Annotated in this window: 20 protein-coding genes; 7 read left to right on the top strand and 13 right to left on the bottom strand. The window is 60.2% G+C overall.

The features are described 5' to 3' along the window. Positions 1-92 precede the first annotated feature (92 nt). Both ACOBR2_RS04765 and ACOBR2_RS04760 read right to left on the bottom strand, forming a co-directional pair. Positions 93-2,057, bottom strand: coding sequence for an ABC transporter ATP-binding protein (locus ACOBR2_RS04765; protein WP_420238913.1), 1,965 nt, complete (start codon positions 2,055-2,057; stop codon positions 93-95). A gap of 194 nt (positions 2,058-2,251) precedes the next feature. Continuing rightward, positions 2,252-2,830: a c-type cytochrome gene (locus ACOBR2_RS04760; RefSeq protein WP_420239975.1), complete on the bottom strand. Its 579-nt coding sequence runs from the start codon at positions 2,828-2,830 to the stop codon at positions 2,252-2,254. A gap of 183 nt (positions 2,831-3,013) precedes the next feature. On the opposite strand from ACOBR2_RS04760, the gene tsaA reads away from it, so the two are divergent. Further along, on the top strand, positions 3,014-3,496 hold the full coding sequence (tsaA, locus tag ACOBR2_RS04755) for a tRNA (N6-threonylcarbamoyladenosine(37)-N6)-methyltransferase TrmO (protein WP_420238912.1): 483 nt from the start codon (positions 3,014-3,016) through the stop codon (positions 3,494-3,496). Between the two features lie 118 nt (positions 3,497-3,614). Here tsaA and ACOBR2_RS04750 read toward each other — a convergent pair whose 3' ends face one another. From ACOBR2_RS04750 to ACOBR2_RS04730, 5 genes are all read right to left on the bottom strand, one after another. After that, positions 3,615-3,941: a DUF167 domain-containing protein gene (locus ACOBR2_RS04750; RefSeq protein ID WP_420238911.1), complete on the bottom strand. Its 327-nt coding sequence runs from the start codon at positions 3,939-3,941 to the stop codon at positions 3,615-3,617. Continuing rightward, entirely contained in the window at positions 3,941-4,660 is a 720-nt protein-coding gene (locus ACOBR2_RS04745) for a YggS family pyridoxal phosphate-dependent enzyme (protein WP_420238910.1), read from the bottom strand. Before ACOBR2_RS04745 ends, ACOBR2_RS04750 begins: the two co-directional genes overlap by 1 nt. 217 nt (positions 4,661-4,877) lie before the next feature. After that, positions 4,878-6,425 (bottom strand): Do family serine endopeptidase, encoded by a 1,548-nt coding sequence (locus ACOBR2_RS04740; protein ID WP_420238909.1) that lies wholly within the window; start codon positions 6,423-6,425, stop codon positions 4,878-4,880. A 90-nt stretch (positions 6,426-6,515) separates the two neighbouring features. Then, positions 6,516-8,039 carry a M56 family metallopeptidase gene (locus ACOBR2_RS04735; RefSeq protein WP_420238908.1) on the bottom strand — a complete coding sequence of 508 codons (1,524 nt, stop codon included), beginning with the start codon at positions 8,037-8,039 and terminating at the stop codon, positions 6,516-6,518. Further along, positions 8,036-8,440: a BlaI/MecI/CopY family transcriptional regulator gene (locus ACOBR2_RS04730; protein ID WP_420238907.1), complete on the bottom strand. Its 405-nt coding sequence runs from the start codon at positions 8,438-8,440 to the stop codon at positions 8,036-8,038. Before ACOBR2_RS04730 ends, ACOBR2_RS04735 begins: the two co-directional genes overlap by 4 nt. Before the next feature lie 424 nt (positions 8,441-8,864). Here ACOBR2_RS04730 and ACOBR2_RS04725 point away from each other — a divergent pair, with 424 nt between their 5' ends. Together ACOBR2_RS04725 and ACOBR2_RS04720 are read left to right on the top strand one after the other, a co-directional pair. After that, positions 8,865-9,911, top strand: a complete 1,047-nt coding sequence (locus ACOBR2_RS04725) for a ketose-bisphosphate aldolase (protein WP_420238906.1) — start codon at positions 8,865-8,867, stop codon at positions 9,909-9,911. A gap of 232 nt (positions 9,912-10,143) precedes the next feature. After that, complete coding sequence (locus ACOBR2_RS04720; RefSeq protein WP_420238905.1) at positions 10,144-11,115, top strand: redoxin family protein; 972 nt, start codon at positions 10,144-10,146, stop codon at positions 11,113-11,115. An 84-nt stretch (positions 11,116-11,199) separates the two neighbouring features. Here the strand turns inward: ACOBR2_RS04720 and ACOBR2_RS04715 are convergent, their stop codons facing one another. Next, entirely contained in the window at positions 11,200-11,877 is a 678-nt protein-coding gene (locus ACOBR2_RS04715) for a zf-HC2 domain-containing protein (protein WP_420238904.1), read from the bottom strand. Beyond that, positions 11,874-12,542 (bottom strand): RNA polymerase sigma factor, encoded by a 669-nt coding sequence (locus ACOBR2_RS04710; RefSeq protein ID WP_420238903.1) that lies wholly within the window; start codon positions 12,540-12,542, stop codon positions 11,874-11,876. The genes ACOBR2_RS04715 and ACOBR2_RS04710 overlap by 4 nt, the downstream gene beginning before the upstream one ends. Positions 12,543-13,111: 569 nt before the next feature. Here ACOBR2_RS04710 and ACOBR2_RS04705 point away from each other — a divergent pair. Then, positions 13,112-14,815, top strand: coding sequence for a M28 family peptidase (locus tag ACOBR2_RS04705; protein ID WP_420238902.1), 1,704 nt, complete (start codon positions 13,112-13,114; stop codon positions 14,813-14,815). A 453-nt stretch (positions 14,816-15,268) separates the two neighbouring features. Here ACOBR2_RS04705 and ACOBR2_RS04700 read toward each other — a convergent pair whose 3' ends face one another. Further along, on the bottom strand, positions 15,269-15,868 hold the full coding sequence (locus tag ACOBR2_RS04700) for an HD domain-containing protein (protein WP_420238901.1): 600 nt from the start codon (positions 15,866-15,868) through the stop codon (positions 15,269-15,271). Positions 15,869-16,037: 169 nt separating this feature from the next. Continuing rightward, positions 16,038-16,760, bottom strand: a complete 723-nt coding sequence (ric, locus tag ACOBR2_RS04695) for an iron-sulfur cluster repair di-iron protein (protein ID WP_420238900.1) — start codon at positions 16,758-16,760, stop codon at positions 16,038-16,040. 222 nt (positions 16,761-16,982) lie between these two features. On the opposite strand from ric, the gene ACOBR2_RS04690 reads away from it, so the two are divergent. Together ACOBR2_RS04690 and trxB are read left to right on the top strand one after the other, a co-directional pair. After that, on the top strand, positions 16,983-18,512 hold the full coding sequence (locus tag ACOBR2_RS04690) for a fumarate hydratase (RefSeq protein ID WP_420238899.1): 1,530 nt from the start codon (positions 16,983-16,985) through the stop codon (positions 18,510-18,512). A 203-nt stretch (positions 18,513-18,715) separates the two neighbouring features. Next, positions 18,716-19,663: a thioredoxin-disulfide reductase gene (trxB, locus tag ACOBR2_RS04685; RefSeq protein WP_420238898.1), complete on the top strand. Its 948-nt coding sequence runs from the start codon at positions 18,716-18,718 to the stop codon at positions 19,661-19,663. 216 nt (positions 19,664-19,879) lie between these two features. On the opposite strand, the gene ACOBR2_RS04680 is transcribed toward trxB, so the two are convergent. After that, the gene (locus tag ACOBR2_RS04680; protein ID WP_420238897.1) at positions 19,880-21,070 is read right to left on the bottom strand and encodes a PLP-dependent aminotransferase family protein; all 1,191 of its coding nucleotides are present in this window, start codon (positions 21,068-21,070) and stop codon (positions 19,880-19,882) included. 356 nt (positions 21,071-21,426) lie between these two features. After that, complete coding sequence (locus ACOBR2_RS04675) at positions 21,427-23,097, bottom strand: winged helix-turn-helix domain-containing protein (protein ID WP_420238896.1); 1,671 nt, start codon at positions 23,095-23,097, stop codon at positions 21,427-21,429. A gap of 583 nt (positions 23,098-23,680) precedes the next feature. Here ACOBR2_RS04675 and ACOBR2_RS04670 point away from each other — a divergent pair. Then, the gene (locus tag ACOBR2_RS04670) at positions 23,681-24,277 is read left to right on the top strand and encodes a helix-turn-helix domain-containing protein (protein ID WP_420238895.1); all 597 of its coding nucleotides are present in this window, start codon (positions 23,681-23,683) and stop codon (positions 24,275-24,277) included. The last annotated feature ends 121 nt before the right edge of the window (positions 24,278-24,398 follow it).

Here is a 24,398-nt window from a genome sequence, read left to right as displayed (position 1 = left end):
CTTCCGAGGCTGAAGCCCACGCTCACTGTGCAGATTTTTTTGCGGGGGTTGCCCACCCCGCCTCCCTCCGCTACGAGTTTTTCCGCTGGCAGTTACGCCTTCGTCTCCTGCTCCTGATACTGCAACTGGTAGAGCTTCCAGTAGAGGCCGCGCTTGCCGAGCAGCTCCTGATGCGAGCCCTTTTCGCGCAGTTGAGCCTTGTGCATGACGAGGATGGTGTTGGCGCGCTGCACGGTGGAGAGCCGGTGCGCGATCAACACGCTGGTGCGACCTTCCACCATCCGGTCCAGCGCGGAGCGGATGCGCAGTTCCGTGTCGGTATCGACGCTTGACGTCGCTTCATCGAGGATGAGAATGCGCGGATTGTAGGCCAGTGCGCGGGCAAAGTTCACCAGCTGCTTCTGACCGGTGGAAAGCGAGTTGCCGCGCTCCCGCACCGGTTCGTCCAGGCCCTGCGGCAGGCTCTCGATAAAGTCCAACACATTCACGTCGCGGGCGGCGCGGCGCAGGTCTTCGTCGCTGAGCACATCATTGCCCAGACGGATGTTTTCGGCAATGGTGCCGGTGAACAGGAAGGGATCCTGCAAGACCACTGCATAGTGCTCGCGCAGCTTCTTCAGGTCAAGCTGGCGCAGGTCCACGCCATCCACCAGAATCGCGCCGGCCGTCACGTCGTAAAAGCGCATCATCAGGCTGGTGAGGGTGGTTTTGCCCGCGCCGGTGTGGCCGACGATGGCCACCGTATGCCCCGGCTCGACGATAAAATTCACGTCCTTCAGAATCCACTCAATGTTTTCGATGCTGGTGAGTGCGGCATTGCGCTCTTCGGGGGCGAGTTTTTCCGCCTCGGCAATTGCTGCCTGCTGCGCCTCATTGAGCGGCTGATAGGTGAACCAGACCGAGCGGAACTCCAGGCGGTTCGATCCATCGCCATCGACCGGCGCGGTGGGCGTAACGATCTCCGGCTTTTCGTCCAGCAGCTTGAAGATGCGTTCGCAGGCGGCCATGGCGGCCTGCAGGATGTTGTACTTGTCGCTCAAATCCTGAATCGGCTTCCAGAAGCGCTGTGAGTACTGGATGAACATGGCCAGCATGCCGATGGTGACCGTGCCCCCACCGATGACGCTGAAGCCGCCCCGCCAGAGCACCAACGCGATGGCAATGGTGCTGAGCAGTTCCACCACCGGGTAGTAAAGCGCGTAGGCATAGATCGTGTCTTTGAAGGCGATCATGTGCTGCTCATTGACCGCGGAAAAGTCGCGGAAGGCGCGACCCTCGCGATTGAACAACTGCACCACGCTCATGCCCGAGATGTGTTCCTGGGTAAAGCTGTTGATGCGGGCAATGGCGGCGCGCACGCGGCGATAGCTGGACCGCACCGACTCGCGGAAGACGCTGGTGACCACCAGAATGATCGGCAACACCAGAAAGGCCAGCAGCGACAGCCACCAGTTCATGGTGATCATCACGCCAGCCATGATCAGCAACATGAAGAAGTCGTTGACGATAGACAGAATGCCGTCGGTGAACATGTCATTGACGGCATCCACGTCCGAGGTCAGGCGCGTCACAAGCCGGCCCACGGCGTTGTTGTCAAAGAAGCCGATGTGCATCTTCTGCATGTGGCGGAAGAGCTCGCGGCGCAGATCGAACATGATCTTCTGGCCGGTCCACTGCATCAGGTAGGTCTGGATGAAGGAAAAAAGATAGGAAGCGACCAGCGTGATCAGATAAATGATGGCCAGTTGGGTAATGCCTGCGGTGGGGTCGTCCGGCAGGCGGCGGGTAAGCCAGCCCGTGGCCACGCCGCCCGAGCGCATCAGGTAGCGGTCGATGGCCACCTTGACCAGGTACGGGCCGCTTACATCGCAGCCCGCCTTGAGCGAGACGCTGACGGAAGCAATGGTCGCCTGCACCCAGTAGGGCCGCACATAACGAGCCAGCCGCGCCGCCAGACGCGAGTCATAGACCTTGCCTACCGGGTCTTCGTCGGTCTTGCGCTCGGCCTTCGGCCTGCCCAGAGAGAATCTCTTTTTTTTCTGCTTTTCTTCCGCCATGGATCGGGTGTTCGCCCTTCTCTTTTCATTGTAAGCGGCGGGGGATTCCCTTTCGTAAGCGTTCGCGTCTTTACGCCGCTTTAGAGCGAAATCAGAGTAAACGTGCCCTTGCTGAGAATATTCAAGGGGTCTTTTTCTTAAGGAAAAAGACCCCCGATGGAATTGCCTCTGGGTATAGCTACTCTGTTTTTGCTTTAGTGCCCGTCAGGCTGGGGAAGCGCAGGCAGCTCAGGCAGCGCTGGTGTGTCGGGCTTCAGTTGCAACAGGATGCCAATCGCATCTGGCGGCAGCGCCTTGTCGGCGTTGGCCAGCAGGAGCGAGACCTGTTCGACCTCGGTTTCGGTCAGCACGTCCTTGTAGGCAGGCATACCGGTCAGCCGGATTCCGTTCGAAACCTTCCAGAAGGTTGCGGTGGCCGGGTCGTCGCTGACGCCCACCACGTCTTTTCCATGCTTTTCCCAAAGCTGCGGAGCCATGGGGTACATGTGGCTGCCCGCTTCGGACGGGTGGCCATGATAGCCATGACAACTGGCGCAATGATCGTGATAAATATGCGCTCCGGCCACCAGATTCTTTTCGTCGGCCTCCGTCTGCAGCTTTTTGGGGCTGCCTGCATGGACACGTGCATCGCGCGCCATGGAAGCCAGCCATTGTTCCATGGGAAAAGGCTTATCGGCCACCGCAACGGGCGCATGCCCAAAGCGCAGCCAGCAGATTAAAACCAGTGGCAGAACCGCTACTGCCAGCAACACACCCAGCGCCACACGCCCCATCTTCAAAAGCCTCCGTGGAGATGATTATGAGGCCTTCTTCGGCAGATTGCACCGAGTACGGAAGCCGTTGTAGCAAAGCGGCACAGTTCAGGACGAAATTCGCATCGACATGCCCCTTGAAAATCATCCAGAGTGCCGTCCACCCCCTCCCCGGAGGCTACAATCACCGCCAGGAGGTCCACCATGTTCACACCCCGCCCCATCGGATTTGTGAAGAGCCCCTACCAGGACGTTGCCGCCATTCCCCGCGGCCTGGGCGCACAGCAGCAAGCGGAAGGCAGCATCGAAATCCTGCGCGAGTTCGAGCCAGGACTCACCGACATCGAGGGATTTTCCCACCTTTACGTGCTGTGGGTCTTTGATCGGCCGGAGGGTGATCCGGCGCAGCATTACGAGCTCTACGCCACGCCACCCACCGATGACCGCCCGCACGGCATCTTTGCCACGCGCTCACCACACCGGCCCAATCCGCTGGCGCTCACCGTGGTGGAACTGCTTGGCCGCGATCAGGGTTCACTGCGGGTGCGCGGGCTGGACATGCTCGACGGCACGCCCATCCTCGACATCAAACCCTACATGTCTAACATTCCGGAAGAAAAACTACGCCGTGGTTGGCTGGCCGAGGCGGAAAAGCGGGTAAAGCAGCTTCTAGCTCCCAGCCTCTAGCTTCCAGCTCATCTTGCAGACTTGCGCCGCATTGGCATTGGAACAACTGCCTTCGCGAAAACCATGGACCTGATTCCGCCACAAATTTGGCTGAAAGCAGAGAACCAGAAGCTGGAAGCTAGAGGCTAGAAGCTGGAAGCTGATGGCTGACAACTGCTTTCAGCTGCTTTTCCGCCTCGGCCAGCGTGAGGCCGCGCAGTAGAAAGACCTTGCTGCGGTTCAGCTCTCCCTGCACCAGCTCGACTTTAGAACGGGACAGGGAGAAAAAGCTGGCCAGAAACTGAACCAGCGCGGTGTTGGCCTTGCCTTCCACCGGCGGGGCCTGCACGGCAATCTTCAGTTGCGCTTCCGCGCCCTCGCCAAAGACTCCGCTGATGGCCGTTTTGCGGGCTCCCGGCTGGGCGCGCACGGCCAGCGTCACACCCGCCGCCGTCTCGCGCAGCATCAGAGCGTCCTCGCCGGATAGGCCCTTGCGCCAAACAGCGCCGTACCCACACGGATGCGGGTTGCGCCCTCCTGAATGGCCAACGCAAAATCGCCGCTCATGCCCATGGAAAGCTCCGCAAAGTTGAGCCGCGCATGTTGCTGCACCCACTGCTCGCGCAGGGTGCGCAATTGCCGGAAACAGGCGCGCGTCGCCTCTTCGTCCACGCCAAGCGGCGCAATCGTCATCAGGCCACGCGCTTCCAGGTGCGCCAGATCCGGCAACCGCTCCAACAGTTGGGCGGCTTCGTTCGAATGCGGATCGAGCCCGGCCTTGCTCTCTTCGCTGCTCAGCTTCACTTCCAGCAGCACAGGCAGGCACTTGCCCAACTTGCCGGCCGCCTCATTCAACCGCTCGGCCAAACGCAGCGAATCGAGCGAATCAATACCGTCGAAAAGCTCCACCGCTCGCGCCGCCTTGTTCGACTGCAGATGGCCGATCAGATGGCACTCGGCTTTTTCTCGTTGCGCTCCCAGTTCCGGGGCCTTGGAAGAAAATTCCTGCACGCGGTTTTCGCCGAACAGATGCAGACCAAGCTGCAGAGCTTCCAGCATCTTTTCCGTCGGATAGGTCTTCGAAACGGCCATCAATGCGACTTCCGAACGCGGGCGACCGGCGGCGCGGCAGGCAGAGGCGATCTGTTCTTCCAGGTGTTGCAAATTTTCAGCAAGCGTTGACATTTTATTTTCTCTATTTTTAGTGTAGCCGCAGGCGCATCCCCGATACTGTGAGCATGTGGACCGTTGTTCTGCTCATCATTTCGTTCCACCAGTGGTAGCGGCCTTTCAGCACACCTTCTTTCACAGCGCTTTTCCGCAGATACTTCACCGCCTCCAACAAAAACGCCGGTCTGGAAGCTTGCGGCTTCCAGACCGGCGTTTTGCTCCGGGGGAGGAACTACTTGTTCTCTGGCGCAGCCGCGCTGGCTGGGTGCAGCACGCGATAGCTGGAACCGCCATGCGACCAGACGAGCAGCAGGATGTTCTTGCCCGCGGGAGCCGCATGCAACTGGCTGGCAAAGCTCTGCGCGTCCTCCACAGCGTGGCGATTCACCTCCAGAATCACGTCGCCCGAGCTCAAGCCCGCATCGTCGGCCGGGCTGCCAGGACGCACATTCTCCACCGCCACGCCCTTCATTTTTTCAGGCAGGTTGAGCTGCTGGCGGGCATCATCGTCCAGATCCGCCAGCGAAAGACCCAGTTTGCCGGTTCCGGGCTGCTCATCGCCGTCGCTGGAGGCCGTTTCGGTCGTGGCGCTATACTCGCCCACCTTCACCTTGATCGTCTCGGGCTTGCCGTCGCGCAGAATGCCCAGTTCTACCGTGCGGCCGGGTGCAATCTGGCTCACGACCACCTGTAGGGCGCTGCTGTTGGCAATCTTTTGGCCATCGACTTCACGCAGCACGTCGCCGCTCTTCACTCCTGCCTTGGCCGCCGGAGAGTCGGGCATAACCTGAGAGACAATGGCACCTGCGGCATCGGGCAGATTGAAGAATCCAGCGTTTTCCGGCGTCACATCGTTCATGCTCAGGCCCACATAGCCGTGGTGCACCACGCCGTCCTTGATGAGCGCCTCGGCGCTAGCGCGCACAATCTGCGAGGGAATGGCGAAGCCTGCTCCGGCAAATGAACCGCTGCCGCTGATGATGAAGGTGTTGATACCGATCAATTCCCCCCGCGCATCCACCAGCGGTCCGCCGCTGTTGCCGGGATTGATGGCTGCATCGGTCTGGATGAATGCGCCGGGCTTGCGGTTGTCATCCGAGTAGGGATTGGGCCGGTTCACGGCGCTCACAATGCCCCGCGTCACCGAAAACTCAAAGTAACCGAAGGGACTGCCAAAGGCCAGCACCGTCTGCCCCGGATGCAGTTTGGTGGAATCGCCCCAGGCTACCGTGGCCAGATCCTTGGCGTCGATGCGCACCACAGCCAGATCGTTCAGCTTGTCCACGCCGATGAGCTTGGCCGGAAAGACGCGGCGATCATGCAGCGTGACGCTGATCTTGGTGGCGCCATCCACCACGTGGGCGTTGGTCACAATGTAGCCGTCGGGTGAGATCACAATGCCCGAACCCACGCCGTGCTCCACCTGCTTCTTCTGCTGCTGCTGGCCTTGCTGGCCAAAAAAGAACTGGCGGAAGCCGGGCGGCAGTGCCCCTTCGGGAATCCCCTGCTGTTCAACCTCAGCCTTGTGCTCAGCGGTCACGCTAATGCTGACCACGGCGGGCGTCACGCGGGTAGCCACCGCTTCCACAGCATGATCCAGAGCTTCCAGCGCACTTACGCTGGCGTCGTCCAGCGGCTGCGCGGCCACAATCGCGCTGCTCTCGCCGTGGATGGCAGCAAAAGCCGAGGTCGCGGGAAAGGCCAGCACGGCAGCCATCAGCGCGGCAACGGCGGCAGTGGGCTTCACTTTGGCAACTAATGAATTAATTGATGCGGTCATAAAAACATCTCCTTTGTGACTTTGCGGGGGTATTTCACTCAAAAATCGTTGTTGCTGCGTTATTGCTGTTGCGGTTTGAATTGCTGAACGTTACAAGTCAAAAATCATCAAGTCCGGGGCCTGCGCCTGGTTAGTCTGGGCGGTTGCGGGAACAACAACCGTCCAGCGCGTGACCACAAGCACCGGAGCATCCTCGCCCGTTTCATAGTCGCGGACGGTCAGATTGCGGCGGACCATGGTCTCTTCATAGACAGCGAAGACGACCACCGGCTGGCCAGCCGGGGCGAAATTCTGTGCGGAAGCTTTAGGCGCATACGCATCGCCTGCCGCTGCATCCATCCTGCGTGGAATCACATGGGCCACAACCGGCTCGGCGCGCAGGCCGCTGGCTTCGGCGGGAACAAATTCGCTTGCGGCAGGCTCACTGGCCGCCACTTCCACGGACGGCTCAGAGGAAGAGGTTGCAAAGGAAGCCGCTTTGGCAACAGCTTTGTGCGTGGGCATTCTACCGGCAAGTGCGGGGGCGGGAAGAAGCACCGACGGCTTGGTCAACGCGGTCTGAGCGGTCAAAGCAACCGGGTCAGCCGGAGCCGCAAAACCGATGAACTGCGGCAGGCGGCCAAGCGCCAGCGTAGCTGCCAGCAAAGCGCAGGTGAGCGAACCCACCAGCGGCAGACGCAACGCACGCGGCAATTCGCGGCGGCGACTAAGCAGGCTTTCCACCCGCTCCACCAGCTCCGGACGGCGACGGAAGAGCCCCAGCGCCAGCGCCTCGGCCTGACGGCGCAACTGCAGGCCACGCTCGGCCAGATTGGCCAGGCAGGCGGCATAGGCGCGCGGAGCCCGGGTGCGGCGCACCACGCCCTCGTCACAGGCCATCTCGCGCTCACGGCAAAGCTGGCGCTCGATGAAAAACAGTCCCGGATTCAGGGGCAGAAGGGCCAGAAAGATCTTCTGCAGCAGATTGCTGAAGTCGTCGAGCCGGCGCAGATGTTCGAGCTCATGCAGCACCACCTGGCGCAGCTCGGAAGCGCTCAATTCGCCCAGCAACCAGTCGGGAACCAGAATGCGGGGGCGGAAAAAGCCCACCACGCAGGGTCTTTCGATGGTTTTGGAGGTGCAAAGCTCCACGGCAAAGCGGCCGGGCAGCTTCATTTCGGCTTGCAAATCAGCAGGCAGCGTGGCCAGCTCAACCGGCTGGCCCGCACGGCCGATACTCTGGGCGCGATGGGCGTGCAGCAGCAAAAATCCGCAGCGCAGCAGGGCAATCGTAAGCCACACCGCAGCCAGCAGCAGGCTCCAGCGGCTATCCAGACGGAGCCAGGGAGCAGCGGCGGCATGAGCCTGCGCAGCAGCGGCGCTGCCCGGGTCCGGATTCCGCAATCTCAGCGAAGCCAGCGAAAGCAGCGGCAGCAAGACCACCAGCAAAAACGCCGCCAGCCAGAGCAGGAAACGGTGAGCAGCCTGCAAACGGGGCAGCAGCTTCAGCCCAAAATGCAGCACCAGAACCAGAAACAGGCTCTGCCACAGGGCATTCAGCACGGCAGTGGCAACGGGAGCGGCAAGCTGCGCGCCCACGCCAAAACTCTGCACCAAACCCAGAAAAATATTCATTGCGCCAAGCCCTCCGACGGATCGGGATCAGCGGCAGCGATGGCCTGCTTGAGCCGGTCAAGCTCAGCGGCGGAGAGTTCGCCTTCGCCAAGGAGGGAAAGCAGCAACTCCTCACGGGAGTTCGAGAAGAAACGGCTGAGCAGGTGGCGGACTTCACTGCGTCCGGCCTCCTGCTCGGCCACCACGGCGCGATAGATAAAGGCACGGCCTTCCTGCCGGTGCTCGACGTAACCCTTCTGCTCCAGGATGCGGATGGTCGTCAGCACCGAGTTGTAGGCCAGCGCCTCGCCCTCGGGCATGGCTGCCACCAGATCGCCCACGGCCGATTCGCCACGCAGCCAGAGAATTTTCATCAATCTCAGCTCGGCCTCGGTCAACGTGTTGGACTTTTTCGGTGGCATTTTCTTCCTCTTTCTCCTGCTCCTGCCCGTGCGCATCCAGGAAGACGCCGGGGGCAGATGCCGGGCGGAGGGTAAGCCGCCCAACATTAGAGTAGACGCACAACTAAAAAATTAGTTACCGCAGTTCTATAGATTTTTTTCTTGACCCGGAATCTCCCCCCACAGAAGAATGAAGCACGGTTCACAGCTCCGGGTTTGCAGTTTGCTGTTCACCGTTCGCCATTCGCCCTCCCCTCATTTTTTTGCGCTCTCATCCCTTCTTTGCTTTGCCCCCTGCTTTTGTGTCGTCTGGCACACTGCCCCTTGCAGGCCTCTGCTAGGATAGGGGGGATCGCAGCTCCCGTGGACCGCTGGTACCAAGACTGCAATGCCTCGAAACTGCCCAGTCGCGGCGCTCCCCGGATAAATCAGAAGGAGAAACACAATGCCTCTTGTTTCCATGCGGCAACTCCTCGACGAAGCCGCCAAGGGCGGATACGGCGTCGGTGCATTCAACGTAAATAACATGGAGCAGATTCAGGCCATCATGATGGCGGCCAAGGAGACCAAATCTCCCGTCATCGTGCAGGCCAGCCGCGGCGCCCGCAAGTTCGCCGAGGATCTGTATCTGTTCAAGCTGATCCAGGCCGCTGCCGAACTGAATCCCGAGATTCCGATCGCCATGCACCAGGACCACGGCAACAGCTTTGAGACCTGCGAAAGCGCCATCGCCCTCGGTTACACCTCGGTGATGATGGACGGCTCGCTCAAGGCTGACGGCAAGACCCCTGCCAGCTTCGAAGAAAACGTTGCAATTACCAAGCAGGTGGTGGATTACGCGCACGAACGCGGCGTGACGGTGGAAGGCGAAATCGGCGTACTCGGTGGCGTGGAAGATGGTCACGGCGCGGGCGGATCGGGTCTGGACCACATCACTGACCCCGATCAGGCGGTTGAATTTGCCGAGCGCACCGGCGTAGACGCTCTGGCCATTGCCATCGGCACCAGCCACGGCGCCTACAAGTTCACCAGCAAGCCTGACGGCAGCGTACTGAAGATGGACGTTCTGATCAAGATCCACAAGTACCTGCCCAACACCCACCTGGTCATGCACGGTTCCAGCTCGGTTCCCAAGGAACTGCAGGACGTCATCAACCAGTACGGCGGCAAGCTGAACCCCACCTGGGGCGTTCCGGTCGAAGAAATTCAGCTGGGCATCAAGAACGGCGTGCGCAAGATCAACGTGGACACCGACAACCGTCTGGCCATCACCGGTGCCATCCGCAAGGTCTTCGTTGAGACGCCGGAGAAGTTCGATCCTCGCGACTACATGAAGCCGGCCCGCGAAGCCATGGCCAAGGTCGTTGCCCAGCGCATGACCCAGTTCGGTCAGGCCAGCCATGCAGGCGACTACAAGCCCGTCTCGATCGAAGAGATCGCCAAGGGCTACAAGAACGGCTCGCTGGTCACCAAGCCGCTCGTCTCCAAGTAACTCCGGCATTCCACCCAACAACAAGAGCCAGCCGCAACCACGGCTGGCTCTTGTTGTTTGTCTTTGGACCGCAGACTTCTGCACAAAAAAATGCGACCCGCCGCACCCGATCCGACTCTTGTACAGCATGACGCGTCTCTTCCCCCGATTCCCCTCCCGCGCAGGAAGAACGATCGCTCTTCTTCTGCTGCTCCCACTGCTTGCCGCAGCCGAGCCCGGTTCTGGCAGACACATGCCGGAGCTGCGCGGCGCAACCGCCTGGATCAACTCCCCCGCCCTCCAGCCTGCTGACCTGAAGGGCAAGGTCGTGCTGGTGGACTTCTGGACCTACAGTTGCATCAACTGCCTGCGCACCCTGCCCGCCATGCGCGCCTGGTATGAGCGCTACAAGGATCAGGGGCTGGTGATTGTTGGGGTGCATACGCCGGAGTTCCCCTTCGAGGGTGAGCCAGCCAAGGTCGAACGGGCCGTCAAGCGCTTTGGGCTCCAGTATCCGGTGGCGGTTGACGCCAACCACTCCATCTGGAATGCCTTCCACAACCAGTATTGGCCGGCTCATTATCTGGTGGACGCCAGTGGCCGCATCCGCTACCAGCACTTTGGCGAAAGCGGCGAGGCCGAGGAAGAGAACGAGATCGAACAACTGCTGGCCGAGCGCAATGGCCACCCCACGCAGGCCCGGGCCGGGGTGCGCATGAGCGGCTCGGCCATTGAGCAGCCGGCCGACTTCGGGCAGGTGGGCTCGCCGGAAACCTACATCGGCTCCTCCCGCGCCGAACGCTTTGCCTCGCTCAGTGCCGATTCCACTCCGGGTGAAATTGAACGCTTCGGCTCCCATCTGTACGCCGCGCCCAACCGCCTGCGACTGAACCAGTGGGCGCTGACCGGGCGCTGGACCGACCATGGTCAGTCGGCCACACTAGACTCTGGCCCCGGCTCGATCCTCTTCCGCTTCCACGCCCGCGATCTGCATCTGGTGCTGGGACCGGGTCACTCGAAAAAGCCCCTCCGCTTCCAGGTTCTAATCGACGGCCATGCGCCCGACGCCGCACACGGAGCCGACACCGACACAAACGGCTACGGCACGGTCACGGAAGAACGGCTCTACCAGCTCGTCCGCCAGCCCGGACAGGTGCAGGAGCACACCTTCGAAATCCGCTTCCTTGACGGTGGAGTAGAGGCGTTTTCCTTTACGTTTGGGTGAAAAAGCTGCTGTCGGCCTCTAGCTTTAAAAACAAAAGGGCCGGTCTGAAGACCGGCCCTGAAAAATTCTGGTGCGGCTTCTTGTTTAGCCGTGCACCGAAACACCACTGAAGCTGACCACGGCCAGACCGCGTACCGGCTGCCCAAAAACGCGGGCCGGTTCAAAGCGGCTGAGCAGCAGCAGGTTCTCAACTGCCGCGCGTGTATGGGTATCGTTCTGCCCACTCACAATGCGATAGTCGTACATCTGGCCGGAGTTGTTGATGTACACCTCAACCACCACCGGGCCGGCATTTGCGCCAATCTCGTTGTCGCCTACGCCGGTGGAAAGATACATTAGACGCGCCGGGGTGGCCGAGCCAAGCGGCTCATCCTTGCTGGCCTGCGCCGCAGGCGAGAACATGCCCACCAGCACCGTCACCGTGCCCAATAGCAATACCGCACTGCAAAATCCGGCCGCAGCCTGCAGCATAAAGGGTCCAACGGAGTTCTTCCAGGTCAACATCCAGCCATCCAGCACGCTGGCATTGGCACGGGCGCGTTCCTGGCTGACCGCCACGCGGATCCGCAGCAGCAGATCCTCAGGTTCCTGCACCGGCCCCAACGTGGCCAGCGCCAACTGTGTTTTCTTCAGAGTCTGCCACTCTTGCGCACAACTCCGACACTTCTCCAAATGGGCTGCGATTTGCTGCATCTGCCGCCCATTTAAGCGACCATCCAGGTACTCGGCAAATCGCGCCTGTACTGATCTGCAGCTTGTCATCGCGCCTCCTCTCCCAGGAATAATGTGAACTCCGGACACTCCAGCGGAGCCGGTTTCTGTGCCATCAGCAGGCCCTTCAAAATGGCCCGCCCGCGCACTAGCCGCGACTTCACTGTTCCCAGGTTCACACCCTGCATTTCCGCCACTTCCTCGTAGACAAACCCTTCGATGTCCCGCAGAATCAGCGTAGTACGATACGGCTCTGGAAGCTGTTCCAGGGCTTGCTCGACACGCCTGCGGGTTTCGGCTTGTGCGGCCATCTCGTAGGGCGACTCACCGGGGTCCACCAAGCGCTCCTTGAGGAGCACCGGCGTTCCTGAATCCCCATCCGTGACTTCCATCTCGATGGGAACTTCCTGCTGACGATGCCGCGACCACCAGCGACGCTGGTTGGAGGCTTCATGCAACGCAATCCGGTAAATCCAGGTTTTCAGTGACGACTCGCCGTGAAAGCTGCGTACCCCCCGGAAGACTTTTACAAAAACTTCCTGGGTTAGGTCAGCAGCATCGGCACGATCCTGTACGGAACGCGCCAGCAGGGAGAAGATTGGTTGGTGGTAGCGCGCAATTAGCCAAGCGAAGGCTTCTTCCGAACCGGAGCGCAGCTCCTCGATCAGAGCAGCTTCCTCGGATTGAAGCGCGAGCGCGCTGGCGACATTGCCCATGGTGAGGTCCACCTGCAAATCAGTATCCTCCCACACAACCCCAAAAACAAAGGCTTTTTACGGCCTCCTGCCCCTCTTTGAGCAACCAAAGAGAGTCCCCGCCGCACGCCCCAGCCTAATCAGGCCAAGCTGCCGCAGTCGTCATGGTATGGGAGACGAAACCGGACCGGGAAACCCAGTACATCTCGTACTCCTATTCTCTTAGACACCGACACCCCCACCAAGTGTTCCCGGTCACGATAGACAAAAGAGAAAAAACTAAAGTTTTCTTTTGCCCCTCCAAAAACAGAGGACTTCGCACTCCCAAGTCACCCGGCAGCAGCCGCAGCAGTTACTTTGCACCTACTCGCACTGATTCTGAAGTGTTTATGGGGTTTTCTGGATATACGTAGCGCTTTTCGGAAGGGATTTCCCTGGACGAAAAAAACTCTGAAAGGCATTTCTTCGGACTACAACCATTCCGAAAATGCGTTCAGCCCCGCACTCGCCCAACTTGATTGCCCGTGGACAAGGAGCGATATACCCTGAAGAAGCCCCTGCATTCGAAGCTTTCACCCCCAGGAGATTCCATGCATTCCAAGCAAATACTTGCCATCAGCGCTGCCGCTCTTCTGGCCGTAGCCTCCCTACGCGCCCAGCAGCCCGCAGTCGATCCGGTCCCTGAGATTCCCGGCCTACCCCAGGCCGCACGGGATGCAGCTGCATCCATTGATTCTGAAAAGATTCGTGCCCATGTGCGCTTTCTCTCGCTCGATCTGCTGGAAGGCCGCGGCCCCGGCACGCGCGGAGCCGAGCTGGCTGCCGAATACATTGCCACCCAATATGCGCTTGCCGGACTGCAACCGGCGGGCGACAACGGCACCTACTTCCAGCGCGTTCCGCTGATGGCCGTTCACACCATAGAAGACAAAACAACGTTTTCGTTTGTACCTGCAGAGGGTAAGCCCATCGATCTGGCCTATGGAGCGGAGATCGTCTCCAAAGACCAGACCGGACAGGCGACGGCGGATCTGGATGCGCCCATCGTCTTTGTGGGCTACGGCATTCACGCGCCCGAGTACCACTGGGACGACTATGTGGACGCCCACGGCAAGCCGGTCGACCTGAAGGGGAAGATTGCGCTGGTGATTGTGAATGAACCTCCGTCGAACGACGAGAAGTTCTTCAAAGGCAAGGCTCTCACCTACTACGGCCGCTGGACTTATAAGTACGAGGAAGCGGCGCGGCGCGGTGCCGTAGGCGTATTGCTGATTCACCGCACCGACCTGGCAAGTTATGGCTGGGAAGTGGTGCGAAACTCGCAGGCCATCGAGAAAAGCTATCTGCAAGGCGATCCTGATGCCACGCTGCGCGCTGCTGCCTGGATTCAGCACGACGTGGCACAACGCCTGTTCACGCTCTCTGGCCTCGGCGACCTCGATCAGGCCATCGATGCCGCCGGAAAATCCTTCCATGCCGTTGAACTTCCAGTCCGGTTGCATGGGCACGTCGAGAGCCGCGTCCGCCGTTACGTCAGCTCCAACGTGATTGCCCGCGTGCCTGGCGCAAACCCGGCAGAGCAGGCCGTTCTTTACACTGCCCACTACGATCATCTCGGCATTGATCCTGACGCCAAGGGCGACAACATCTATAACGGTGCCGCCGACAATGGCACCGGCTGCGGCATTCTGCTGGAGCTGGCGCGGACCTATGCGCAGTCTGCGGTGCGTCCGCCGCATGCGGTCTATTTCGCGTCTGTAACGGCCGAGGAGCAGGGCTTGCTGGGTTCGCAATATCTGGGCATGCATCCGCCCATCGCTTCCGGCAACTTTGCCCTCGATTTGAACTACGACATGCTGCTGCCCATCGGTGTTCCGCGCTCGGTGGACCTGGGCGGAGCCGAGCGCATCGACTTCTGGCCCACCGTGCAGAATGTTGCCAAGGCTTTTGATCTGCAGCTTCTGCCCGATCCCACCCCGGGCGCGGGCCACTACTACCGCTCTGACCATTTTTCGCTGGCCCGAGTGGGCATTCCCGCATTTTCTGTCGATCAGGGCGAACTCTTCGCGGGCCACACACCGGAGTGGGGCCGTCAGCAATCGGAGGACTACGTGGCTCACCACTACCACCAGTCCTCGGACGAGTACCGGGCCGACTGGGACTTCCGCGGCAATGCCAAGCTGGCCCGCTTCGGCTTTGTGCTCGGCTGGCTGGCCAGCGCTCAACCCACAACCGCGGAGTGGCTGCCCGGCGACGAGTTTGAAGCCGCACGCAAGGCTAGCCAGGCAAAGTAAGCAGAGAGGCAAAGCAATCGCTCCGGCGGTCAACCCGGCAGCATTCTGTCTGCCCCGTAAGGAGCAGCGCGAAAGTAGCCCAGGGTGAACCCCGAGCGAAGTCGAAGGGGAAACCCTGGGTAGGCTACAGGCATGGGAATCCGCCCCGGAGGGGCAGTGCGATGCAGTGGCTCAAAGCTGCTTTTTGCAGGATTTCACAGCGCCCCTCCGGGGCGCTCCGTCTCTCTGAGGCAGCAAACCCCGGGTTCCGCTACGCTTCACACGGGGCTATTTTCGCTTCACCCCGCCCGGGGTGAAAAACACAATGTAGATCAGGCCAACGCCGTGAACGTCAACAGCCCCTGGAGCATTTTTGGTTCAAGTCTTTACAATGCCAATGCTATCGTGTGGCTCTTTCAACAAGTAAAAGCCACATTACAAGATGTGTGCGTCTGCGTATGAACCAGAATCGCGCTAACGGCCGGAATCCGCGCTCCCGAACCATCCCTGACTGCGCGCCTCTTCCAATCTGCCTTCCAGGTACTGCCAGAGCGCCGGGCAGCCCGCCTCGATTTCAGGCCGGATGCGCCCAACCACTTTTTCGTAAGGAATGTTGTTTTCGCGCCAACTCTGGCCCTGATTGGACAAGTTCAGAAAAACCGGCATGGAGCGGTCCAGCGCATGAGCAAAGCGTGCCTCGACTGTGGCTGCGGCTTCAAACTCCTGCCAAAACTCGATGAAGGGCGCAGCCTGCTCCGGCGGCAGCAGCCCAAAGACCCGCCGCACCCCAGCCAGTTCCTCGGCCGAACGCTTGGCTGGATCCACCTTGGCGTAGACGATCACATCGCCCGCATCGATTTCGCCCACATCATGCACCAGCAGCATGCGCACCACGCGCCCAATGTTGACCGGCCCCGGTGCATACGGCTCCATGGCCAGCGCCATCAGCGCCAGCTGCCAGCTGTGCTCGGCGGAGTTCTCGTAGTGTCCGCCCCCGGCAATCCGTGTTTTGCGGATCACTTCCTTTAGCTTGTCCAACTCCACCAGAAATGCAACAACGCGCTCCATGCTCATGGGCTCCCTGTGGGCAGATGGGCTCTGCACAAAATCGAAAAGCAACGACGGGTTTCTTCCCCTCCGTTGCTTCCCAACTCCAGCCTTTATGTTGTCACACGCGCCCAGGCTTTCCTCACAGAGCCGTGGCTTGCTCCTTGCAGCACAGCCTGCTAAGAGCTAGACAAAGTTACTGAATGACTGCGGTTTTGCTCTCCAACTCCAGAGCGCGGGGAAAGAGCAGGCTGTTCTCCAGATGCGCGTGGCGGTGCAGGTCGTGTTCATAGTCCTCCAGGCCAGCGTAAAGACCGGCAAGGGTGGGGCAGGCGTCGGCAGGCAGCGTGTAGCCACGGGTCAGGGCCCGGAACTGCTCCATCAAAGCACCGGCAGCCTCATGCTCGAACTCCATGGCGCGGATCGGATAGGCTACCGTGGGGAAGCAGGCATGAGGCAGCTCGCTCTGGCCCTGCTGTGCCAGCTCCAGCCCCTGTACATAAGGAAAGAGCACCTGCTCCTCCTTGGCCATGTGGTCGAGCATCTCGCTCGCGAGCTTCTGCACCATGGGCAGCATCTGCAGCAGCTCCGGATGCTGAGGACCGTGCTTGGCAGTCACTTTGGCGGCCATCTGCTGCAGCCGAGGCAGCTCGGCGCGCACCCATGCGTGGTGGGTGGTCAGAATGTAGCCGATCAACTCCGTAAGCGTCGCCTGCTCCGCGTCGAAGCGGGGCTTTTCGCGACCCACATTGTTCAGTTCGTCCAGCAGCGACGTCTGATCAAGACTCTGCTCGGCGCAGACTTCGGCAAGCGGACGGCGACCGCCGCAGCAATAGTCCAGATGGTGGCGCTCGAAGACGCGGATAGTGGCAGGATTGGCTAAAGCGATCTCACGCAGGGTAGACGTGGGTTGAATCATGATGGTTGACCTCCGATGAACCCAGAGTAGGACGGAAGCGTAGAGGACACAGCGACTTTGGTCACTCGGGGGATGGACGAGGTTCTAGGTGCTAGGGGCTGGAAGCCAGAGACTGGAAGCTGAGGTTAGGCAAAGAAAAATTCTTCCCTGCCAGACCTGTCCCGCATCCGTTATCTTAGAGGCGATCGAAGAAGGCACAACGATCCCCAGGAGGCGGGCCCGATGACCATCATTCAGGAACAGGATTTTATTGAGAGCGTGCGCGCCGCGCTGCAGTTCATCAGCTACTACCACCCGGTGGATTTCATCCGCGCCCTCAAGCAGGCCTATGACCGCGAGCCCTCGCCCGCGGCCAAGGACGCCATCGCCCAGCTGCTCATCAACAGCCGCATGTGTGCCGAGGGCCGTCGGCCCATCTGCCAGGACACCGGCATTGTGAGCGCCTTTGTGCGCGTGGGCCTGGATGTGCGCTTTGAGGCAGCCGACGGCGGCAGTGCCTCCTTGGACCTGCAACAGATGGTGGATGAGGGCGTACGCAGCGCCTACCGCGACCCCGACAATACCCTGCGCGCCTCCGTCCTGAGCGACCCCGCCGGAGCCCGCAAGAATACCCGCGACAACACCCCAGCCGTGGTCAACGTGGAACTGGTGCAGGGCGACAAGGTGGAGGTAATCGTAGCGGCCAAGGGCGGCGGCAGTGAAGCCAAGTCCAAGTTCATCATGCTCAACCCCTCGGATTCAGTGGTGGATTGGGTGCTGAAGACGGTACCGACGATGGGCGCGGGCTGGTGCCCCCCTGGCATGCTCGGCATTGGCATTGGCGGCACGGCGGAAAAGGCCATGCTGCTGGCCAAGCAATCCCTGATGGACCCCATCAACATTCAGGAACTAGCCGCCCGTGGTGCCAAAACCCGCGCTGAGCAGCTGCGCCTGGAGCTGTATGAGAAGGTGAATAAGCTGGGCATTGGCGCGCAGGGCCTGGGCGGGCTGACCACGGTGCTGGACGTGAAGGTGCTGGACGCGCCCACCCACGCCGCCAACCTGCCGGTAGCCCTGATTCCCAACTGTGCCGCCACCCGCCACGCGCACTTTACGCTCGATGGCTCGGGTCCGGCCTATCTTGATCCGCCCAGCCTGGACGAATGGCCGAAGCTGACCTACGACCCCAGCGGAGCCCGCCGCGTGGATCTGAATACAGTAACGAAGGAAGACGTGCAGAGCTGGAAGCCGGGAGAGGTGGTTCTGCTGAATGGAAAACTGCTGACCGGGCGCGATGCGGCCCACAAGCGGCTGACCGAAATGCTCGACCAGGGCCAGCCACTGCCGGTGGACTTCCACGGACGCTTCATCTACTACGTGGGCCCGGTCGATCCGGTACGCGACGAGGTGGTTGGCCCGGCCGGACCCACCACCGCCACCCGCATGGACAAGTTCACCCGCCAGATGCTGGCCGAAACCGGCCTGCTGGGCATGGTGGGCAAAGCCGAGCGCGGCCCAGCCGCCATTGAGGCCATCCGCGACCACAAGGCCGTCTATTTGATGGCGGTTGGCGGAGCGGCCTATCTGGTGGCCAAGGCGATTCGCTCCTCGCGCGTGGTGGCCTTTGAGGACCTGGGCATGGAGGCCATCTACGAATTCGAGGTGAAAGACATGCCGGTGACCGTGGCGGTGGACAGCAAAGGCACCAGCGTTCACCAGACCGGACCGGCGGAGTGGCAGGGGAAGATCGCGGGGATCTCTATCCTAACCTAGGAGATTTTTGTTGTACAAACCCATAGTTTGCGACGAAATCGCGTAAGTTCGGCCTGATTTGCACGTATTACGTCGCAAAACCTTGTAAGACAGTGGGGTTTTCGCGCAAGGCAATTGTGCCGCCGTAAGACAAATTGTGGCCCAAAGCTCTCCTTGCGTCCTTTTACCCCCTCCCTGCATCTACAATTCTGGACAGGAAAAACATGAGCGAGATTCGTGATACCGTCATTCTGGGTTCGGGCTGTTCCGGACTCACGGCAGCCATCTACACCGGCCGCGCAGGCTTCAAACCGCTGGTTCTGGAAGGACATGAGCCCGGTGGCCAGCTTTCCATTACCACCCTGGTCGAGAATTTTCCTGGTTGGCCGGAGGGCGTACAGGGCCCTGATCTGATCGCCAACATGAAGAAGCAGGCCGAAAAGTTTGGCGCCGAGTTCAAGATGGCGCACCTGCACAAGGTCGATCTTTCCGCCCGTCCCATCAAGCTGGAGACCTCGGCCGGCGAGATTCTGACCCGCACGCTGATCATCGCCTCGGGTGCCAGCGCCCGCTGGCTGGGCCTGGAGAGCGAAAAGGCTCTGGTGGGCCACGGCGTATCGAGCTGCGCCACCTGCGACGGCTTCTTCTTCCGCGACAAGGAAATTGCCGTCATTGGCGGCGGAGATTCGGCCATGGAAGAGGCTCTTTTCCTGACCCGTTTTGCCAGCAAGGTCACCTTGATCCACCGCCGCGAGAGCTTCCGCGCCTCCAAGATCATGATTGACCGCACCCAGGAGCACCCCAAGATCGACCTGCTCACCAACACCGTGGTGGAAGAAGTGCTCGGTGTGGATGAGAAGGAAGTGAAGGGCCTGCGCCTGCGCAACAAGGCCACCGGCGTGGTTTCCACACTGCCCATCAGCGGCATGTTCCTGGGCATTGGCCACGAACCGAACGCCAAGATGTTCGGCGGCCAGATTGACTTGGATGAGGACGGCTACATCAAGACGGTGGGCAATGTGTTCACCACGCTGAAGGGCGAAAAGGTTCCTGGCGTCTTCGCCAGTGGCGACGTGCAGGACCGCCGCTATCGTCAGGCCATCACCGCCGCAGGCACCGGCTGCATGGCCGCGCTTGAGGTAGAGAAGTACCTCGAAGAACAGCACCAGTAATCCCCGCACAAACAAGCAAAAAGCAGGCCGGAGCGAGTGCTCCGGTCTGCTTTTTTGTGAAAAAGAATATTTTTGAAAAGCGCGAAAGCGCGGGGGGGGGGCCAGGTCCCAAAAGCGGAACCTGGGGCACCCAGAATCGTGAATCTCCGGAAGGAGCAGGGGACTTCAGGCCCCTGAAAAAAAGCTGCACCCGAAGGGCCTTCAGGCCCGGATCACCTATGCCGGGACAACGGCAAACTGACCAGCCACCTCGGCCAGGCGCTCGATGCCGGTGCGGATCATGGCCTCGGAAGCATTGGAGAAGTTCAGGCGCAGGTAGCGATGGCCGCTGCCGTCGGGAAAGAAGTCGGCTCCGGGAACAAAGAGCACATTGCGCTGGACAGCGGCTTTCATCAGATCCCAGGTATTCACGGTCTCCGGGCAGGTAACCCACAGGAACATGCCGCCCTCGGGGTGGGTCCACTCAAAGCCTTCTGGCATGAACTCGGTCAGGCAGGCGTTCATGCAGGAAAAACGGCTGCCATAGACGGCGCGGATCTTCTCCACATGGGCGTTATTGTCAAAGTCGGTCAGGTAGCGCTCGACAATGCGCTGGTCCAGATTGGAAGCGTGCAGATCGGCAGCCTGCTTGGCCACCACCAGCTTGTTCAAGACCGGCTCAGCAGCCACCACCCAACCCAGGCGCAGGCCGGGGGTCACGGTTTTGGAGACAGTACTGACGTAAATTACGTTGCCATCGCGGTCATGCGACTTGATGGGGGCAATATCCTGGCCCGCATAGCGCAGCTTGCCGTAAGGATCGTCCTCAACCACCAGAACGCCGTAGCGGGCGGCCAGTTCGTAGAGTTTGACACGCCGCTCGGCGGACTGCGTGATGCCGGTGGGATTCTGGAAGTTGGGAATGGTGTAGATCAGCTTGGGCCGTTCCCGGACGATCACCTCTTCCAACTGGTCGGTGTCGAGGCCGTTGACGTCGGTAGGAGCCGAGGCAAAGCGAACTTCATAGGATTGGAAGGCCTGAATCGCAGCTAGATAGGTAGGGGACTCGGTCAGCACGCAGTCGCCGGGATCGAGGAAGACCTTGCCGATCAGGTCAAGAGCCTGCTGGGATCCGGTGGTAATCAGAATGTTTTCAGTCGAGCAGACCACGCCGCGGGTCTTCATTTCCGCAGCGAATTTCTCGCGCAGCGGTCCGTAACCCTCGGTAACGGCATACTGCAGCGCCTGTGCACCAGCTTCGGCCAGCACCCGCGCGGCGCTCTGGGCCACTTCTGCCACCGGAAAACACTCGGGGGCGGGCAGTCCGCCCGCAAACGAGATCATGTCGGGCTGTTCGGTCACCTTCAGGATCTGACGGATGGTTGAGGGCCGGACCTGGCCCATTCTGCGCGCGTACTGATATTCCATTCTGCTGACTTCCTTTGCCGTCTCCGGCATTTGTGAATAGAGCTCCCCTGCCGCCATGCCGTTTTCAGGCCAAGCGTGCTGGTTCCTCTAAAATCCGTGGGGGAAGAAAACTGCTGCAAAGACAAGTGTAAATGATGGGGTCTGGAGACAAGGGCAGAGAACAGAGTGCAGAGAACAGAGCGCAGAAAAACCCGGGAAGATACTGGCTGTGGGATTCCTGTTTCCCAGGTCTGAAAATCCAGACCTGGGGCGCCCAGTTTCAGAGAGCAATGGAGAGTTTCTCCACGCCGTTCTCAGTTTTCCTTGCTCTGACAACTGAAAACTGTTCTCTGCTCCCTGTTCTCTGCTCTCTGTATTTACACGTACTCAGCAGACGCTTCCATCTCTTCCACGTCGAGGCGCATACGCTGGAAGTCCGGTTTGTCCTCCAGAGGCTTGAGGCGAGGATCGGCCAGGATCTGGAAATACCACGGACAGTTGGCCTCACCCGCCGCACGAAGCACCTCCAGAGCCATGTCCGGTTCCCCCAGCACCACCCATGCAGGGGCGGAGAAGGTATTGAGCACGTAACGCTCGCGGCTGAGCCATTGCAGGCGCTCAAGGATCTGACGAGCCTCATCGCGCTGCCCGCCGCAGGCCAAGGCATACCCCAGCACAGAGGTTCCAGTGTCAAAGTAGGGCAGCCGCTGGGTCAGGCCGCGAGCCATTTCAACCGCCTGCTCGGCCAGCCCGTTATAAGCCAGCACCGTAGCACCGTAGTTGGCCATCCCCTCCATTTCTCCAAAGTTCTTCACGTTGGAGCGCACCTGATCAACGCTGGCAGCAGCCTCGCCATTCAGGTGCAGCGCCCAGGCCAGGCAGCCAAAGAGCCAGGGCGAACAGGGATCGACGCGAATGGCCGCCCGCAGAATCTCGATAGCCTCTTCAAAGCGGTGACGGCTCATCGCCAGCATGACCCGCATGCGCGTGATCCATGCGTCATGGGGCAAGTGGGCGGTAATGGCAAAAAAACGCAGTGCCGAACTCATATCGCGATGGAGGTGAAACTCCATCCAGCCCAGCGCAGGCAGGATGCGTTCGGCATGCAGCTCCAGATTGGAGATTTGACCGGCGGTACGCTGCACAATCTCATCGGCCACAGCCGGCGACATGAACCCCAGCAATTCCTGCGCCATACAAAGGTTGATCAGGTCAGTGCGAGCATCCAGCAGGGTAGGATCCATTTCCGTGGCGCGCAGCAGGTGCTGCAGACCATCCTGCATGCGATGACGCTGCATGGTGCGCCACTCATGGTGGGCACGCTGATAGAGTTCGTAGGCCTCGCGCTGCCGTGGCGGATTGTAATTTTTGCTGTGTAGAGATTTATCGTCCGCTTCAAGCTCTGCTCTGCCCGGACTCTGCAGCCCTCCCAGACGAAAGACCAGTTGACGGGCCAGTTCAGATTCCAGACCGGCGATACTGGAGCGCTCGACGAGCATGTCTTCGATCCACACCTGAGTCCCGTCGGGAATGCGGATCAGTTCCACCCGCAGCCGGTAATGGGCAGGCAGGGCGCGGATCGACCCAGCCAGCGCGAAATCGGCCTTGAGCGTTGTTCCAACTTCAAGCGCGGTCAGGCCACGATGCGCCAAAGTAAACACCGAATCCTGCGCCAGCACCGAAACGATGGCTGGCGAGACTCTGGCAAGGCGATTCATGGCTTCTTCCGCCACAAAAGTGCCCAGATGCTCCGGCACGCCAAACTCGGTTTTGAAGGGCACAATCGTCAGGCGTGGCTTGTCTTCGGCTCCCGTTCCGCTGTGGCTGACCAGTTCGGCGGAAAACCGATAACCTCTTTTGTAAACCGTCTGAATACAATCTTCCGATTCAAGCCTTGCCCGCAGCGAAGAAACGCACTTGGGCACGCTGTCGGCCGTTACATGAACACCGCTCCAGAGCGCCTCGCGCAACTGCTGCGGAGTTACAATCTGGCCTGCATGATCCAGGAGCAAGCGCAACGCTGCCAGTTCTTTAGGAGGTAAATGCACAGGCACACCACTCCGCAACAAGGTTCCATCGGCTTCTAGACGGAAATTACCAAAATAAATTGCGGACGCGCCACCCAATATAGGCGATTTAGATAACGTATTCTCTTGTATCAACACAGTTCCTCTTATACTGGTCGATCAACAATCACCAGTCGCAGGTTCGAGCCGCCGCCGGATACAAAAAAACTTGCCGACGAAGCGCGAAATCCGGGGGAGAATTAGTATGGAACGATGATGCAGGCCCGCCGCGAATCGTTGAACACGGCTTAGTGATTTTGCATATAATTATCCATGGAATTTTCATAAAAAGCATGTTTTATTTATTTATTTATCTTTCGAGGTAATCTCCAGGCGATTACTGCCACGCTCCTCTCGTAACCTTCCGACAGAAAAACCTTGCCCCGACCGCCTGAAGCAAGCGACGGTCTGACCGCAAAACCGCCTCCCGGAAACCTTTCCAAAATCCTTCCAAAGTCTGAAGTCCGCCTTGCCCCACAATCTTTCTAGCAGGTTCAGTCTGCCAGTCTTCCCGGCAATGCATCGGGGAGCCGTGCCGATTCCATAGAAAGAGCAGGGTTGAAAGATGGCGAAAACCGTTTCCTATGCACAGTGGGCCCTGGAGCCCTACAGTATTGGCCTCAAACTTCGTTCCCTGCGCACCCAGAAGCGGATGACGCTCTCCCGGCTGGCGGCCGAAACCGGCCTGTCGACGGCGCTGCTCTCCAAGCTGGAGACGGACCGCATGATTCCCACCCTGCCGACGCTGGCCACCATCTGCCGCGTCTACGGCGTGGGCATGAGCTACTTCTTCAATGAGCCGGGCCGACACAAGCTCTCCATCACCCGCCGGACGCATCTGGAGACCGTCGGGCGCGGCCAGGAGGCGATCCACATTGTTCCGCTGAACGCCGTAGACGAAAAAAGCGGCATGCTGGCCCGGCTGATCGAGTTCCCCTCGGGATCGACGGCCAGCATTGCCGAGTGTCTGCATGAGGTTTCCGGCATTGTGTATGTGCTGGAAGGCAAGCTGCTGCTGGACGCCGGCGGCATGCAGGAGGTGCTGGAAACCGGCGACTGCGCCTGCATTGACAGCGAGATGAGCCTGGCCTGGAGCGCGGCCGACAAACACCGCTGCCGGATTCTGGCGGTAGTGCCGGCACAACCCGCGGTGGAAGCCTGAGCTAAAGTCTGTTGCGGGAAATTCCGCCCGGCGGAAAGCGCGGGGCTTTTGTGTGCCGGGTCACATAGAGCAGCTGCTTGGGCGGCGTACACTGCCCCAGTTGTACCCCGAAAAAACACCC

This window comes from Telmatobacter bradus, from assembly GCF_048629425.1.
Lineage (GTDB): Bacteria > Acidobacteriota > Terriglobia > Terriglobales > Acidobacteriaceae > Telmatobacter > Telmatobacter bradus.
Note: the sequence above shows the minus strand (reverse complement) of the source record. Positions and strands in the feature narration are given on the sequence as shown.

Bases quoted from the DNA above. Each gene is read 5' to 3' on its own strand.
- ACOBR2_RS04765 (WP_420238913.1), bottom strand. From the start codon at position 2,057: ATGGCGGAAGAAAAGCAGAAAAAAAAGAGATTCTCTCTGGGCAGGCCG.
- ACOBR2_RS04690 (WP_420238899.1), top strand. From the start codon at position 16,983: ATGACCATCATTCAGGAACAGGATTTTATTGAGAGCGTGCGCGCCGCG.
- ACOBR2_RS04710 (WP_420238903.1), bottom strand. From the start codon at position 12,542: ATGGGCAATGTCGCCAGCGCGCTCGCGCTTCAATCCGAGGAAGCTGCT.
- tsaA (WP_420238912.1), top strand. From the start codon at position 3,014: ATGTTCACACCCCGCCCCATCGGATTTGTGAAGAGCCCCTACCAGGAC.
- ACOBR2_RS04720 (WP_420238905.1), top strand. From the start codon at position 10,144: ATGCCGGAGCTGCGCGGCGCAACCGCCTGGATCAACTCCCCCGCCCTC.
- ACOBR2_RS04715 (WP_420238904.1), bottom strand. From the start codon at position 11,877: ATGACAAGCTGCAGATCAGTACAGGCGCGATTTGCCGAGTACCTGGAT.
- ACOBR2_RS04725 (WP_420238906.1), top strand. From the start codon at position 8,865: ATGCCTCTTGTTTCCATGCGGCAACTCCTCGACGAAGCCGCCAAGGGC.
- ACOBR2_RS04745 (WP_420238910.1), bottom strand. From the start codon at position 4,660: ATGTCAACGCTTGCTGAAAATTTGCAACACCTGGAAGAACAGATCGCC.
- ACOBR2_RS04700 (WP_420238901.1), bottom strand. From the start codon at position 15,868: ATGAGCATGGAGCGCGTTGTTGCATTTCTGGTGGAGTTGGACAAGCTA.
- ACOBR2_RS04760 (WP_420239975.1), bottom strand. From the start codon at position 2,830: ATGGGGCGTGTGGCGCTGGGTGTGTTGCTGGCAGTAGCGGTTCTGCCA.
- ACOBR2_RS04705 (WP_420238902.1), top strand. From the start codon at position 13,112: ATGCATTCCAAGCAAATACTTGCCATCAGCGCTGCCGCTCTTCTGGCC.
- ACOBR2_RS04740 (WP_420238909.1), bottom strand. From the start codon at position 6,425: ATGACCGCATCAATTAATTCATTAGTTGCCAAAGTGAAGCCCACTGCC.
- ric (WP_420238900.1), bottom strand. From the start codon at position 16,760: ATGATTCAACCCACGTCTACCCTGCGTGAGATCGCTTTAGCCAATCCT.
- ACOBR2_RS04735 (WP_420238908.1), bottom strand. From the start codon at position 8,039: ATGAATATTTTTCTGGGTTTGGTGCAGAGTTTTGGCGTGGGCGCGCAG.
- ACOBR2_RS04680 (WP_420238897.1), bottom strand. From the start codon at position 21,070: ATGGAATATCAGTACGCGCGCAGAATGGGCCAGGTCCGGCCCTCAACC.
- ACOBR2_RS04670 (WP_420238895.1), top strand. From the start codon at position 23,681: ATGGCGAAAACCGTTTCCTATGCACAGTGGGCCCTGGAGCCCTACAGT.
- ACOBR2_RS04730 (WP_420238907.1), bottom strand. From the start codon at position 8,440: ATGCCACCGAAAAAGTCCAACACGTTGACCGAGGCCGAGCTGAGATTG.
- ACOBR2_RS04750 (WP_420238911.1), bottom strand. From the start codon at position 3,941: ATGCTGCGCGAGACGGCGGCGGGTGTGACGCTGGCCGTGCGCGCCCAG.
- trxB (WP_420238898.1), top strand. From the start codon at position 18,716: ATGAGCGAGATTCGTGATACCGTCATTCTGGGTTCGGGCTGTTCCGGA.